The following is a 13,556-nucleotide window of genomic DNA, read 5'->3' as shown; positions in this document are numbered from 1 at the left end:
CTGGCATGGAAGGAACGGCAATGGCTGAACGGGTGAGCGCTGAGCAGGGACACGAGGATTTGGGGAAGGTTGACCGGATCGCCAAAATCTGGGGCACCCGCACCCCGTACGGGCGCGAGGAGCGGTGGCCGGTGCGGGTGGACCAGGTGCTGGCCGAGGGGGTGGAGGAATCCGAGGTTGAGCGCTGGGTGCAGTCCGCGTGCGTGCTGTGCAGCAACGGCTGCGGAATCGACATCGCGGTCAAGGACGGGACCATGGTCGGGGTGCGCGGGCGCGCTGCGGACCGGGTCAACCACGGCCGGCTTGGACCCAAGGGGCTGTTCGCCAGCTGGCAGGCCATGAACAGTCCCGACCGGCTCACCACCCCCATGATCCGCCAGGACGGGGAACTGGTTCCCTGCGACTGGGACACCGCCATGGAGCGCATCGTGCAGCGCAGCCGCCACCTGCTGCAGACCAAGGGGCCGCTCAGCCACGGGTTCTACACCAGCGGGCAGCTGTTCCTGGAGGAGTACTATGCCCAGGCGATCGTGGGCAAGGCCGGGATCGGCACCCCACACATGGACGGCAATACCCGGCTGTGCACCGCCACCGCCGCCACCGCCTTGAAGGAATCCTTCGGCTCCGACGGGCAGCCCGGAAGCTATCGGGACATTGACGCATGCGATGCGATGTTCCTGTTCGGCCACAACATGGCCGAAACCCAGACCGTGCTCTGGGCCCGGGTGCTGGACCGGCTGGCCGGGCCGGACAAACCCCGGCTGGTGTGCGTGGATCCCCGGGACACCGACGTCGCCCGGCACGCCGAGGTGCACCTGGCGCTGAAGCCGGGGACCAACCTGGCCCTGATGCACGGGCTGGTGCGCGAACTGTTCGTTAACGGCTGGATCGACGAGGACTACATCCGCCGGCACACCATGAACGTGGAGGAACTGCGCTCCACCGTCGAACCGTGGACCCCACAGGAGGTGGCCCGCACCTGCGGGGTCGACGCCCAGGACGTGCGCCGCGCCGCGGAGATCTTTGGCACCAGTGAACGGGTGCTCTCCACCGTGCTGCAGGGCTTCTACCAGTCCTCCCAGGCCACCGCCTCCTCCTGTGCCGTGAACAACCTGCACCTGCTGCGCGGGCTGATTGGCAAACCCGGCAGCGGGATCCTGCAGATGAACGGTCAGCCCACCGCCCAGAACAATCGCGAATGCGGTGCCGACGGGGACCTGTCCGGCTTCCGAAACTGGGAAAACCCGCAGCACGTGCAGGAGTTGGCCCAACTGTGGAACGTGGATCCGGCCACGATCCCGCACTGGGCGCCGCCCACCCACGCCATGCAGATCTTCCGCTACGTGGAGCAGGGCTCTATCCAGTTCTTGTGGGTTTCGGCCACCAACCCGGCCGTGTCACTGCCCGAACTGCCCCGCATCCGCGACATCCTGGCCAGTCGGGGCCTGTTCCTGGTGGTGCAGGACTTGTACCTGACCGAAACCGCGCAGTACGCCGACGTGGTGCTGCCGGCGGCCGGATGGGGTGAGAAAACCGGGACCTTCACCAACGTGGACCGCACGGTGCACCTCTCGCAGAAGGCGGTGGACCCGCCCGGCCAGGCCCGCAGCGACCTGGAGACGTTCATCGACTATTCGCGGCGGATGGGCTTCACCCAACTGGACGGCAGCCCGCTGTTGGACTGGCAGGGGCCCGAGGAGGCGTTCGAAGCCTGGAAGCTGTGCACCCGCGGGCGGCCATGCGACTACAGTGCGTTGAGCTACCAGGCGCTGCGCGGGGGCAGCGGGGTGCCCTGGCCGTGCACCGAACAGCAGCCCGGGGGCACCGAACGGCTGTACACGGATGGGGTGTTCAACACCGACCCGGATTACTGCGAAACCTACGGGCACGACCTGCTTACCGGCGGCACCGTCGGGCCGCAGGCCTACAAGGCGATGAACCCGGCAGGGCGGGCCATCTTCAAGACCGCGCCGTACCATCCCACCCATGAAACCCCGGACACCGGCTACCCGTTCCGCTACACCACCGGGCGCACCGCCTACCACTTCCACACCCGCACCAAGACCGGGCGCAGCCCCCAGCTGAACGCCGCCGCCCCGCAGGCCTGGGTGGAGATCTCCGCGGTGGACGCCGCCACCGGGGGCCTGAACGAGGGCGACATCGTCAGCGTGGAATCCCGCCGCGGACATATCACCGCGGCCCTGCGCATCAGCGATGTGCGCGAGGGGACCATCTTCGCGCCCTTCCACTACGGCTACTGGGATGAGGGCGGCACCCCGGCCACCGAACACCGGGCCGCGAACGAGCTGACCCTGACCGAATGGGACCCGGTCTCCAAGCAGCCGGTACTGAAAAACGCGGCCGTGCGCCTGCGCAAGGTGGCCGACGCAGAGGGCCCCGCCCCGGCCCCCACCACGACCGCCTCCCACCCAACCACGCACCCCCACCACGCCGCGCGCTCCCGCCGGGTGGTGCCCACCACCGGTGGGCCGGCCGCGCTGGCCAGTGAAGAATTCCCTCCGGCAGCACCGTCGGATGACCCTGCGAGCAAGGAGCAGCCATGAACCTGTCCACCTACCTGAGTCTGCTGGAAAAATCCGAAAGCACCCTGGCCGAGTCCTTCCGCCAGGTCGCCGAAGGGCACGGCCACGAACCGGATGTGCACTTCATCTGCCAGACCCTGGCCAAGCAATGCGATGAGCACCAGCGCGCCCTGCAGCCGATCGTGCAGCGCTACGGGCAGGGCGACGTCGACGACGAACCCGAACGCCTGCACGCCGACGGGCTGAGCGAAACCCGCAAGGGGCCGCTGGGGCTGCTGCGCGATCTGCAGGACCTCTACCTGCTGGCCTCCCTGGTGGACATCACCTGGACCATGGTGAAGCAGGCCGGTCAGGGGCTGCGCGATGAGGAACTGCTCGACGTGGTACGCGCCTGCGAGGAAGAAACCGAAAAACAGCTGAAGTGGCTGAGCACCCGGATGAAGCAGGCCGCCCCGCAGGCGCTGCTGGTCGCCGAGTAAAGCCGCGCGGCCGAGAGAAGGGGACCCATGCCCAAGCAAGCGATGCACGCCCGACTGGCCGAGTCCAAAGGCCGGCTGGGCAGCAGCCTCTACGCGGCCATCCTCTGCCTGCTGGTGCTGGCCGCCAGCGGCGGGATCGGCCTGGCCCTGAAATCACCCTGGCTCTTTCCCAGCCTGGGACCCACGGTGATGCTGTTCTTCGAATCCCCGCAACTGAAATCCGCGCGCCCCGCCAACGCGCTGATCGGGCACCTGGTGGGCCTGGCCGCCGGGGCGGCCTGCCTCTACGGCTTCGGCCTGCAACATCAGGCCGCCACCCCGGTCGGGGGACTGAGCCCCACCCATGTGGCGGCCGGGGCGCTATCGGTCGCGCTGACCACGCTGGTGCTGACCTGGACGAACAAACCACACCCGCCAGCCGGGGCCACCACATTGATCATCAGCCTGGGGATTTTGAGCACCCCGGCCGAACTGCTGTCCATGCTCGGGGCGATCATCTTCATTACCATCCTTGGCTGGGGCCTGAATCTGCTGCTGGGCACCAAGCCTGCGACCGGCAAGTAGCCGGGGTGCCCCAGCTACCTCTCGGCTTGGTGGGCCCGGGGTGGGGAGGCGGTTTTTATCCAGGCCGCCACCCAGCAGGCCTGCACGGCGGCGTCAAGCAGGTAGATCCGGCTGATGCGCCCGCTGCCGCCGTAGCGAAGATCAACGCCGCCGAAGGACAGGGCAGCGCCGATGCCAATCCTGCGCGCCGTGGTCAAGCCTTGGCTCGTGGCGCGCGTGCGCAGCTGCTGGTAGGCCAGCGTAACCGCGAGCCCGCTGACGCACCTGACCAACCAGTCATCGACCTTGGGGCCCAGCACCGCTTCAAAACTCCGGTAGTGCAGCAGCGGCCACACCCCGGTCACCAGCAAGTACAGGCCCTGGGCCCTGGCCAGGGCCCTGCCCGTCCGCGCTGCCGGGCCCGGTGGGGCCGACACCTCGAACCCGGTCTCGTTGCACACCATCCTCTGCTCCCATGTCTCACGCCGTGCCAAAGACCGACACCGTCGAAAGTTCCCTGAGCATAGGCAGCCTTCCTTCCGCAGGCAACACCGAATCGGTGATTCCCAGCAGACCGGCACCCGCGGGGTGCGGCTGAAACGTTCTTTAGTATCGTGAAGGAATGGCTCGATTACTGGACCGGCTGCACGGCGCACTGACCCGGCACGTACCGCTCCAGCTCCCTGCCTGCCTGCATCGGATCCGTGAGCGGGGCGTGGGGCAACTGCGCCGGGGCCAGGGTTGGCTGCTGGACTACCTGTACGCCGGTTACTGGCAGGCCCGCGCTTTCCTGCGCCCGGTGGCCGAGCAGGAGCTGCTCAGTTACTCTGATGCCCAGGCCGCGCCCGTGCTGCTGATCCCGGGCATCTGGGAGACCTGGCAATTCCTGCTCCCGGTCGCCCGGCACCTGCACCAGGCCGGCCATCCGGTGCATGCGGTCAGCGGGATCGGGTACAACCGGGGCACCGTGCCGCAAATGTCCCGCCTGGTTTCGGACTACCTGGCCGAACATGACCTGAACGGGGTGGTCATCGTGGCGCACAGCAAGGGCGGGCTGATCGGCAAGCATGCCATGAGCGCCTCCCCGCACCCCGAGCGGATTGCCAAGATGGTGGCGATCAGCACCCCATTCTCCGGCTCGGTGTACGCCCGCTTCGCACCGATCCGTTCCCTGCGCGCCTTTTCGCCGCGCAACGCCGGACTGCTGCAGCTGGCCGCGAACCTGGCGGTGAATTCGCGGATCACCTCCATCTACAGCTCCTTTGATCCGCACATTCCCGGCGGCAGCCAGCTTCAGGGGGCCCAGAACATCAAGTTGGAGACCATGGGGCATTTCCGGCTGCTCAACGACCCGCGCTTGCTGGAAGCCGTGCGTGAACAGGTGGCCGCCCCGGTGCCGGAGGAAACCTACCTGGGGGTGGAACGGCCCGAGCAGCCGGAATAGGCCCAACACACAATGCCCCGAACGGATCACGCCGTTCGGGGCATTTCATGCTTGAGGGTTCTCAGCGGCCGGCTAGGCCCAGAGTTCGGTGATCGCCACGCCATGCTCGGCCAGCAGCCGGCGCAGCATGCTCACATCAAGGCCAACCACGCTTTGATAGTTGCCCTCGATGGATTCGATGAACGCGGAGGCCAGCCCGTCGATGGTGAACGCACCGGCGCACGGCAACGGTTCGCCGCTGGCCACATACGCCTCGATCTCCGCGTCGCCGACCTGGGCGAAGTGCACCACGGTTGCCGAGCCCAGCCCCACGGACCGGCCCCCGCCGGCGGCAATGAGCCAGTGTCCCGAATGCAGCACCCCGGCGGAGCCGCGCAACTGCTGCCAGCGCTGGCGGGCCACGTCCGCGGTGTGCGGTTTGCCGTAGGCGACCCCGTCGATCTCGAACACCGAATCACAGCCCAGCACCAAGGTGCCCGCCGGGGCCTGGGCCGCAACGTCCTCGGCCTTGGCCTTGGCCAGCAGCAGCGCGGTGGCGGCCGCGTCCTGCGGACCGTGCTGCGCCTCTGCGGCGGCCAGCACGGCGTCCTCGTCCACGGAGGACACCTGGGTGTCAAAGCGGATGCCCGCATCGGTGAGCACCCGGCGCCGGCCGGGGGAGGCCGAGGCCAGCAGCAGGCGCGGGGCCTGCGCGGGGTCCTGGTTCAGGGTCTGTTCGCTCATGCGTTCACGCTTTCGGTGTGGCTTGCCCGGTCGTGGTGGTGTTCGTCGCGTTCCTCCAGCAGGGCGGTGAGCCCCTCGCCCTCGACGTCCACGTTCGGCAGGATCCTATCCAGCCACTTGGGAAGGTACCACGCCTTGTCGCCCAGCAGGTGCATCACGGCCGGGATCAGGGTCATGCGCACCACGAACGCGTCGAACAGCACGCCGAAGGCCAGCGCGAAGCCCAGCGGGCGAATCATCGCCAGGTGGGAGAAGATGAACCCGGCGAACACCGAGATCATGATCAGCGCCGCGGCGGTGACCACCGGGGCGGTCATGGAGAAGCCCGAACGCACCGCGTCACGGGCCGATTCGCCGTGCACGAACCGTTCACGCATCGCCGAGACCAGGAACACCTGGTAGTCCATGGCCAGGCCGAACAGGATGCCGGTGAGCAGGATCGGCAGGAAGCTGAGCAGCGGGCCCGGGACGTTGACCCCGAACACCCCCGAGAGCCAGCCGAACTGGTAGACCGCGGTGCTGGCGCCGAACGCGGCGGCCAGCGAGAGCAGGAAGCCGCCGGTGGCCAGCAGCGGCACCACCAGGGAACGGAAGACCAGCAGCAGCAGGATCAGCGACAGGCCCACCACGATGCTCAGGTACGGGGCCAGCGCGTTGGTGACCACCTCGGAAACGTCGATCTGCGCGGCCACCTGACCGGTCACGGCCATGTCGGTGATGCCGGTGGCGGACTGGATCCGCTCGGCGTCATCCCGCAGTTCGTGCACCAGGTTCTCGGTGGCTTCCGAGGCCGGCCCGTCGGCCGGAATCACCTGGATCGCCACCAGCGAGCGGTCATCGGTCATGGTGGCCGGGATCGCGGCGATCACCGCATCATGGGTGCGCAGCTGATCGGCCACATCCAGGGCCAGCGAATCGGCCTGGCGCTGGTTCAGGTCCCCGGGCAGGTCGGCCAGCACCAGCAGCGGCCCGTTGTACCCGGCGCCGAACTTGTCACTGGTCTGCTGGTAGGCCTGGAACGCCATCGAATCGGCGGCCTCGGCCGAGCCATCGGGCAGGGCGGTGCGCATCTGGGTGGCCGGCAGGGCGATGGTGCCCAGCACCGCAACCACCACCAGGCTCACCGGGATCGCGGCCTTGGTCAGCAGCTGTACCCAGCGCGCCGACTTCGGCTCGGAAACCACCCCGGAGGCGGCCCGTTCACGGGCCCGCTTCGAGACGATATTGTCGCCCACCAGGGACAGCAGCGCCGGCAGCAGGGTGATTGCCAGCAGCACCGCCATCAGCACGGTGAACGCGGCCGACAGGCCCAGCACGCTCAGGAAAGGCAGGCCCGGCACGGTCAACGCGGCCAGGGCGATGATCACGGTCAGCCCGGCGAAGACCACCGCGTTGCCGCTGGTGCCCACCGCCCGGGCGATCGACTCACCGACCTGCATGCCGCCCAGCACCTGGGTGCGGTGCCGGTGGATGATGAACAGCGCGTAGTCGATTCCCACGGCCAGGCCCAGCATCAGCGCCAGGGCCGGGGTAATGGAGGCCATGTCCACCAATGAGGAGAACGCCAGGGTGGTGCCCACACCGGCGCCGACGCCCAGCAGCGCCAGCAGCAGCGGCAGCCCGGCGGCGATCAGCGTACCTAGCATCACGATCAGCACGATCGCGGCCACCACCAGGCCCACCACCTCGGCGGCCCCGAACACCTCGGAGATGTCCTGCAGGATTTCCTTGGAGAACAGCACCTCCACGCCGGCGGCCTGCGGTCCGGTGGCGATCGCGGTGATCGCCTCACGGTCGGCCGGGGTCAGCGCATCGGTCTGCCCGCGGAAGGACACCTGGGCCACGGCGGTGGAACCGTCCTCGGAGATGAAGCGCATGTCCGAGGAGGCGCCCACCTGGCGGGCGGCGAAGTCCAGTTCGGCCCGTCCACGCTCCAGTTCACGCTCGGCCTGCGGCAGCTTCGCCTCGGCCTCCTCCAGCTCCCTGGTCTTCTGCTTGACGGTGGCTTCGCCGTCCTTCAGCTGCTTCTCGGCGGCGGCCAGTTCGGCCTTGCCGGCCTCGAACTTGGCCTTCTGCTTGTCGAACTCGGCCTGCCCGGCGTTCAGCTCCGCCCGCCCGGCATTGATTTCCTGCCATCCGGCGGCCAGCTTGGCGCGGTTGGCATCCAGTTCCCTCTTGCCGGCGTCCAGCTGCTTCTTGGCCTGGGCCAGCTTGGGGCCGGCCGCCTCCAGCTCGCCGCGCTTGGATTCCAGCTGCTGGCGTCCGGCGTTCAGCTGCTGCTTGCCCGAATCCAACTGGGCGCGGGCCTGGTCAAGCTGCTTCAGCCCGGCCTGGGCCTGGGCGATCTGCTCCAGGGAAGCCTGGGATTTCTCTTGCCCGGATGCAGCTGCCGAGCGTTGTTTTTTCAGCTCTTCGATGCTCGCCTGAGTGGTGGCGATGCCTTCCTTCAGTTCGTCGAGTCCCTCGGTAGCACCGTTCTTCTCAGCTTCGGCCAATTGGCTGTTGAGTTTCTTCAACTCTGCCTCGGCTTGGCTTATCCCCGCATCAAGGGTCTTGATCCCATCCTCGGCCTGCTGCAGCCCCTGCTGGGCCTGCTTCTTGCCGGCGGCAAGTTCCTTTTCCCGTTCGGCGCGGGACTTGCCGTCCAGGATCTTGTTCAGGTTCGCCCGGTACTGCTTTTCCCCGGCGGCCAATTCCTTGGCCGACGCATCGAGCTTCTGTTCCCCGGCGGCAAACTGCTTTTGCCCGGCCGCGTACTGTGCGTACCCGGACTGGTACTCGGCCATCCCAGCCTTCCACTGGCGTTCGCCGGCATCAAACTGGGCCTGCCCCTTGCGCAGTTCGGCTTCCCCCGAGCGCAGCTCTGCCCAGCCCTGGGCGAGCTTCGCCTCGGCGGCGTTGATCTGCGGTTCGCCCTGCTTGATTTCCTTCTGCCCGTCGAACAGCTGGGCCCAGCCCTCGGTCAGCTCATCGCGCGCGTCCTCCAACTGCTGCTTGCCGTCGGCGATCTGCTGTTTGCCGTCCTCGAGCTCCTTCTGCCCGTCGTCCAGCTTCTTTTGCGCCTTGGCCAGTTCCGGCTCGGCCTCATCAAGCTGTTCCTGCAGCTCGAACGGGCGGGCCACGTTCACAACCTCACGGTGGTGCTCCAGCTGATCCAGCGCCGACTCGATGGCCTGGGACTGCTGCTCGTTGAGCGGACGGTTGCTGGATTCGCGGAAGACAATCGCCCCGGAGCCGCCAGCCAGGTCCGGAAGTTCACGTTCCATCCGGTCCAGCGTGCGCTGGGTCTCGGTGCCCGGCAGGGAGAAGGTGTTGGACAGCTGGCCCATGAACAAGGTCGCGCTGGTGCCGATGGCGATGAAGACGGCCAACCAGATGGAGATCATCCGGAAACGGTGCCGGTGGGCCCAGGAGGCCAGGCGGTAAAGGAAGGAAGCCATGGGGGTTAAAGGTCCTTGTCCGTGGAATCGGAGGTGGTCAAAAGCGCCGGGAAGCCGTCACGCAGCTGCTCCAGGGCGTGGGTGAGCAGCGAATGCAGTTCCTGGATCTGCTGCGGGGAAATGTCCAGGGGGGCGTTGGCCTCGGTACCGGTGGTGATCGCCAGCTGGCGGGTCCATTCCTCGAAGGCGGCCTGCCCGGCCCCCAGCACGACGTGGGAGAAGATCCGCACCTCGAACGGGTCGGCCTCCGGGTACTTGCGCTCAATGGTGGTGATGATGTCCCGCGAGGAGTTCTGCCACTGGTTCGGCTGGCTGCCGCCGGACTGGTGCGAGCAGTCCTCGGCGTAGATCCCCAGGTAGGCCACCGGCTCCAGCAGCTGCGGCACCCCGGCGCCCTGCAGGGCCCGGATGACGGCGGTGATCAGCGGCAGTTCCTGGGTGGATTCGGCCAGCACCTCCACCACGCGGTCCAGCAGCCGCTGCAGCGGTTCGGCCAGCACGGCGTCCACGGTGGGGAAGTAGTTGAACAGGGTGCGCCGGGAGATGCCGGCGGCCTCGGCGATGGCGGTGGCGGTCATGGCCTCGCGGCCCTGGTTGCGCAGCAGCGTCAACGCGGCGTCAACAATGGCCTGCCGGGTTGCCTGCTTGTTCATTTCACGGCGGGTGCCGCTGGAGTCAGTTGTCACGAGTTTTACACTACGTGCAATTTTGCACTCGGTGCAAACCCTTTTTCGTGTGTTCGGTCACAGCCGGAACCGGTCTGGTGCTGCAGGGCCTGTCAACACGAAAGCGGGGCCGAATCCGTGATGGATTCGGCCCCGCTCTCTAATGGCTGGCCCGTAGCCGGACCGGCCCGGGATGAGCCCGGTTAGTGCACCGGCTGCGCCTGCGGCTCCGGCTGGGAGGTGGCGGCGTGCTCATCGGCGAACGGATTACCCGCCCGCGGCGCGTCGTACAGGTCCTTATCCAAGATGCCCTCGCGCTTGGCCACGATCGTGGGCACCAGCGCCTGGCCGGCCACGTTCACCGCGGTGCGGCCCATGTCGATGATCGGGTCCACGGCCATCAGCAGGCCCACGCCGGCCAGCGGCAGGCCCAGGGTGGACAGGGTCAGGGTCAGCATCACGATCGCGCCGGTGGTGCCGGCGGTCGCGGCCGAACCGAGCACCGAGACCAGGGCGATCAGCAGGTAGTCGGTCAGCCCCAGGTCAATGTGGAAGAACTGGGCGACGAAGATCGCCGAAACCGCCGGGTAGATGGCCGCGCAGCCATCCATCTTGGTGGTCGCGCCCAGCGGCACCGCGAAGGAGGCGTAGCCGGAGGGCACACCCAGGTTGCGTTCGGTCACCCGCTGGGTCAGCGGCAGGGTGCCGATCGAGGAACGGGAAACAAAGCCCAGCTGCACCGCCGGCCACACCCCGGAGAAGTACTGCTTGATGCCCAGCCCGTGCAGGCGCACCAGCACCGGGTAGAGCGCGAACAGCACCAGCGCCAGGCCCACGTAGACCGCCAGGGTGAACTTGCCCAGCGCACCAATGGTGTCCCAGCCGTAGACGGCCACGGCGTTGCCGATCAGGCCAATGGTGCCGATCGGGGCGATGCGGATGATCCACCACAACACCTTTTGGATGATGGCCAGGAAGGAGGCGGAGAAGTCCAGGAACGGCTTGGCGGCCTCGCCCACCTTCAGTGCGGCCACGCCCACGGCGATGGCGATCACCAGGATCTGCAGCACGTTGAAGCTCAGCGACGTGCTGGCCGCCCCGTCCTCAATGCTGGTGTTGGCTCCCAGCCCCAGGAAGTTGGCCGGGATCAGCCCGGTGAGGAAGCCCAGCCAGCTGCCGGTCTTGCCGTCGTAGTTCTCCGGCATGTCCTGGCCGGTATTGGCGCCGGGCTGGAACACCAGCCCCAGGGTGATGCCGATCAGCACCGAGATCAGTGCGGTGATCCCGAACCACAGCAGGGTCTGCCAGGCCAGACGGGCGGCATTGGTGACCTTGGCGAGATTCGCGATCGAGGCGACCACGGCGAAGAAGATCAGCGGCACCACTGCGGCACGCAGCAGGGAGACGTAGCTGGAGCCGACGATCTGCAGGGCCTGGCCCAGTGCGGTGGGCTCCTCGGCGGTGCTGCCGGTGTACTTGGCAACCAGGCCGAGGATGAGCCCGAGGATCAGGGCCGCGATGATCTGCGGCCCGAAGCCGGTCACCCAGCCGGGAAGTCTTTTGGTGTTCAGTGAAGTAGCCATGATCCACCACCGTAGGGGGCGTAACGTACCAGCAAAGAACCAATATTTCTTATTATTACGAAAGCCGAATTTTTGCTGATTGTGTCACGCCCGCCTGTGCCGCGCTTCACCGAAAGGCACGGAATAAAGCGTTAACCACGCAATGGTTCGTCATACTCGCCCGGTACGTTGCCAGACGGGCCTGCGCCAGCCAATCCGTGCGGGGACGCGTGCTACTCGACCCAGGCCGCGGCTCGTACCGGGGCCCCGTCGCAGGATTCCAGGTTCAGGGGAAAGAATCCGATGCGGCAGGAATCGGGCAACCCGGTGGCGCCGCGCAGGTTCTCCACGATTAGCCGGTCGCTGCCCAGCACCAGCTCGTGCACCGGAAACCCGGTGGCGTGTTCTTCCTGCCGGGTGTGGTCCGGGTTCAGCGTGTCCACCGCCAGCACCCGCATCCCGCGCTCGATCAGCAATTGCACAAGCGCCGGCTCCAGCACCGGATGCTCCAGGTAGGAGTCGGTGCCGTAATGCCGGTCCCATCCCGTGGCGATCACCACGATCGGCGGAACCGATTCGGGAATCTGCCCGCCAAGACGCTCCCGGCCAAGAACCTCCCGCGGCCGGGCCTGGCCCACCTGGATCACCACCGCTTGCGCGCACAGCTCATCCAAGTCGATCTGCGAGGTGCTGCGCCCCGTGGCGATCACGTGGCTTGGCGCATCCAGGTGGGTTCCGCTGTGCGAACCGCAGTGAACCGCGGTGACGGCCACACCATCAGTCGCCTGCTGCAGCGCCGGCTGCAGTGAGACCTGGGGATCCTGCGGGTAGACCTGCATGCCGCTGCTGATCGGGTGCGTCAGGTCAAGGATTGGCATGCGAACTCCTTTCCGTTGAATTGGCTCTCGAACCGGTCAGCGGCGCTTCTGCTCCCGGCGCGCCCTGCTCCAGCAACCCTAGTGAACGATCAGGGGAGTGGGAAGGAGAGGCAGGCCAAACTACGATGGGGAAAACAGGTTGAGGAAAGGGCAGAACCGTGAAGATCTACATCACCAGCGTCTTTGTTGATGACCAAAGCAGGGCCCGCGATTTTTACACCCGCGTCCTGGGCTTCAAGATCAAGCACGACATCCCGATGGGCACCGACAGCTGGATCACGCTGACCGCACCCGGGGAGCTGGATGGACCGGAGCTGCTGCTTGAACCCTCCAGCCACCCGGCGGTGCTGCCCTTCAAGCAGGCCCTGGTGGCTGACGGAATACCCTTCACCTCATTCGCCGTCCAGGACGTGCAGGCCGAATACCGGCGGCTGCGGGGGTTGGGCGTGGAATTCACCCAGGAACCCACCGACATGGGGCCGGTGACCACCGCCGTCTTCGATGACACCTGCGGCAATCTGATCCAGCTGAGCAGCTACGCGGGCTAAGCGCCGCGGTGAGCGATCCCAAGCCCGCCGCTGCGGGGCAGACCGGCTCCTGGCATGTGCCCGCTCCCACCGACGGGGATCGGGTCTGGTCCCGGCTCGCCGCGTATGTGCGCTCCGGGGATTTCTTGCTGCACGGCTCCAGAACACCGGGCCTGCATCAGCTGACCCCCAGGACACCCATTGACCACAGCCCCGACAGGTTTTCCAAAACCACCGCGGTGTTCGCCACCGAGGACCCCACCTGGGCCATTGCCTACGCGGTGCGCTCGGCCAACACCCCGGGGTTTCTCAACGCCTGCTTTTATCCGGGCAGCACACCCGGACGGGAGGCCGAGCGCCGGATCTTCCTCTCCTTTGCGCACCCGGAGAACGGGCAGCCGCCAATGGACGCCGGGGTCGTGTACGTGCTCCCGGCCCAGGGCTTTAGCCGGATGCCCAGTTACCTGGATCCGCAGCTCGGGGTGATCACCGAATGCCAGTGGATCAGCACCGACCCGGTGCCGGTGAGCGCCGCAATCCCGGTGCACCCGCAGAACCTTCCGCTCCAGCCGCGACGCCATGATCATCGCGAGGCCGCCCGCCGCGCCGCCGACGAGCCCCACGGCTTTCCCTGGCTGGTCCGTTCACGCGCTGCGAAGCGCTCGCCGTAGCTGCGGCGTCGGTAGGGCGGCAGCGACCGAAGGCGTTGACCGGATTGCGGCATGCCGGTGGGGCACGGCAAGACCCGCACC

12 protein-coding genes are annotated in these 13,556 nt (G+C 67.3%); 6 read left to right on the top strand and 6 right to left on the bottom strand.

Annotated features, from left to right (window positions below; genetic code table 11):
- Positions 1 to 20 precede the first annotated feature (20 nt).
- From FDN03_RS06820 to FDN03_RS06810, 3 genes are read left to right on the top strand one after another with little or no spacing between them, the layout of a single operon-like run.
- On the top strand, positions 21 to 2,564 hold the full coding sequence (locus FDN03_RS06820) for a nitrate reductase (RefSeq protein ID WP_138175331.1): 2,544 nt from the start codon (positions 21 to 23) through the stop codon (positions 2,562 to 2,564).
- Positions 2,561 to 3,022: a hypothetical protein gene (locus tag FDN03_RS06815; protein WP_138175329.1), complete on the top strand. Its 462-nt coding sequence runs from the start codon at positions 2,561 to 2,563 to the stop codon at positions 3,020 to 3,022. The genes FDN03_RS06820 and FDN03_RS06815 overlap by 4 nt, the downstream gene beginning before the upstream one ends.
- A gap of 27 nt (positions 3,023 to 3,049) precedes the next feature.
- Positions 3,050 to 3,586 (top strand): HPP family protein, encoded by a 537-nt coding sequence (locus tag FDN03_RS06810; RefSeq protein ID WP_138175327.1) that lies wholly within the window; start codon positions 3,050 to 3,052, stop codon positions 3,584 to 3,586.
- 14 nt (positions 3,587 to 3,600) lie between these two features.
- Here FDN03_RS06810 and FDN03_RS06805 read toward each other — a convergent pair whose 3' ends face one another.
- The gene (locus FDN03_RS06805; protein WP_249354391.1) at positions 3,601 to 4,029 is read right to left on the bottom strand and encodes a hypothetical protein; all 429 of its coding nucleotides are present in this window, start codon (positions 4,027 to 4,029) and stop codon (positions 3,601 to 3,603) included.
- A gap of 158 nt (positions 4,030 to 4,187) precedes the next feature.
- On the opposite strand from FDN03_RS06805, the gene FDN03_RS06800 reads away from it, so the two are divergent.
- Positions 4,188 to 5,009 (top strand): alpha/beta hydrolase, encoded by an 822-nt coding sequence (locus FDN03_RS06800; RefSeq protein ID WP_175419313.1) that lies wholly within the window; start codon positions 4,188 to 4,190, stop codon positions 5,007 to 5,009.
- A 72-nt stretch (positions 5,010 to 5,081) separates the two neighbouring features.
- Here FDN03_RS06800 and FDN03_RS06795 read toward each other — a convergent pair whose 3' ends face one another.
- The 5 genes from FDN03_RS06795 to FDN03_RS06775 all read right to left on the bottom strand — a co-directional run bounded on the left by FDN03_RS06795 (position 5,082) and on the right by FDN03_RS06775 (position 12,277).
- Positions 5,082 to 5,732, bottom strand: a complete 651-nt coding sequence (locus FDN03_RS06795) for a Maf family protein (RefSeq protein WP_138175325.1) — start codon at positions 5,730 to 5,732, stop codon at positions 5,082 to 5,084.
- Entirely contained in the window at positions 5,729 to 9,172 is a 3,444-nt protein-coding gene (locus tag FDN03_RS06790; protein WP_138175323.1) for an MMPL family transporter, read from the bottom strand. Before FDN03_RS06790 ends, FDN03_RS06795 begins: the two co-directional genes overlap by 4 nt.
- 5 nt (positions 9,173 to 9,177) lie before the next feature.
- On the bottom strand, positions 9,178 to 9,858 hold the full coding sequence (locus FDN03_RS16590) for a TetR family transcriptional regulator (protein ID WP_249354389.1): 681 nt from the start codon (positions 9,856 to 9,858) through the stop codon (positions 9,178 to 9,180).
- 182 nt (positions 9,859 to 10,040) lie between these two features.
- Positions 10,041 to 11,420 carry a dicarboxylate/amino acid:cation symporter gene (locus FDN03_RS06780; protein ID WP_138175321.1) on the bottom strand — a complete coding sequence of 460 codons (1,380 nt, stop codon included), beginning with the start codon at positions 11,418 to 11,420 and terminating at the stop codon, positions 10,041 to 10,043.
- 212 nt (positions 11,421 to 11,632) lie between these two features.
- On the bottom strand, positions 11,633 to 12,277 hold the full coding sequence (locus tag FDN03_RS06775; protein WP_138175319.1) for a cyclase family protein: 645 nt from the start codon (positions 12,275 to 12,277) through the stop codon (positions 11,633 to 11,635).
- Positions 12,278 to 12,435: 158 nt separating this feature from the next.
- On the opposite strand from FDN03_RS06775, the gene FDN03_RS06770 reads away from it, so the two are divergent.
- The gene (locus FDN03_RS06770) at positions 12,436 to 12,825 is read left to right on the top strand and encodes a VOC family protein (RefSeq protein ID WP_138175317.1); all 390 of its coding nucleotides are present in this window, start codon (positions 12,436 to 12,438) and stop codon (positions 12,823 to 12,825) included.
- A gap of 8 nt (positions 12,826 to 12,833) precedes the next feature.
- The gene (locus FDN03_RS06765; RefSeq protein WP_138175315.1) at positions 12,834 to 13,475 is read left to right on the top strand and encodes a hypothetical protein; all 642 of its coding nucleotides are present in this window, start codon (positions 12,834 to 12,836) and stop codon (positions 13,473 to 13,475) included.
- Positions 13,476 to 13,556 lie beyond the last annotated feature (81 nt).

Source organism: Glutamicibacter sp. V16R2B1 (assembly GCF_005774635.1).
Lineage (GTDB): Bacteria > Actinomycetota > Actinomycetes > Actinomycetales > Micrococcaceae > Glutamicibacter > Glutamicibacter creatinolyticus.
This window is presented reverse-complemented; position numbering and strand designations above follow the sequence as displayed.

Excerpts from the sequence above, each read along its gene's own strand:
- FDN03_RS06790 (WP_138175323.1), bottom strand. The coding sequence starts at position 9,172 with ATGGCTTCCTTCCTTTACCGCCTGGCCTCCTGGGCCCACCGGCACCGT.
- FDN03_RS06815 (WP_138175329.1), top strand. The coding sequence starts at position 2,561 with ATGAACCTGTCCACCTACCTGAGTCTGCTGGAAAAATCCGAAAGCACC.
- FDN03_RS06775 (WP_138175319.1), bottom strand. The coding sequence starts at position 12,277 with ATGCCAATCCTTGACCTGACGCACCCGATCAGCAGCGGCATGCAGGTC.
- FDN03_RS06810 (WP_138175327.1), top strand. The coding sequence starts at position 3,050 with ATGCCCAAGCAAGCGATGCACGCCCGACTGGCCGAGTCCAAAGGCCGG.
- FDN03_RS06820 (WP_138175331.1), top strand. The coding sequence starts at position 21 with ATGGCTGAACGGGTGAGCGCTGAGCAGGGACACGAGGATTTGGGGAAG.
- FDN03_RS06780 (WP_138175321.1), bottom strand. The coding sequence starts at position 11,420 with ATGGCTACTTCACTGAACACCAAAAGACTTCCCGGCTGGGTGACCGGC.
- FDN03_RS06805 (WP_249354391.1), bottom strand. The coding sequence starts at position 4,029 with ATGGTGTGCAACGAGACCGGGTTCGAGGTGTCGGCCCCACCGGGCCCG.
- FDN03_RS06795 (WP_138175325.1), bottom strand. The coding sequence starts at position 5,732 with ATGAGCGAACAGACCCTGAACCAGGACCCCGCGCAGGCCCCGCGCCTG.
- FDN03_RS06800 (WP_175419313.1), top strand. The coding sequence starts at position 4,188 with ATGGCTCGATTACTGGACCGGCTGCACGGCGCACTGACCCGGCACGTA.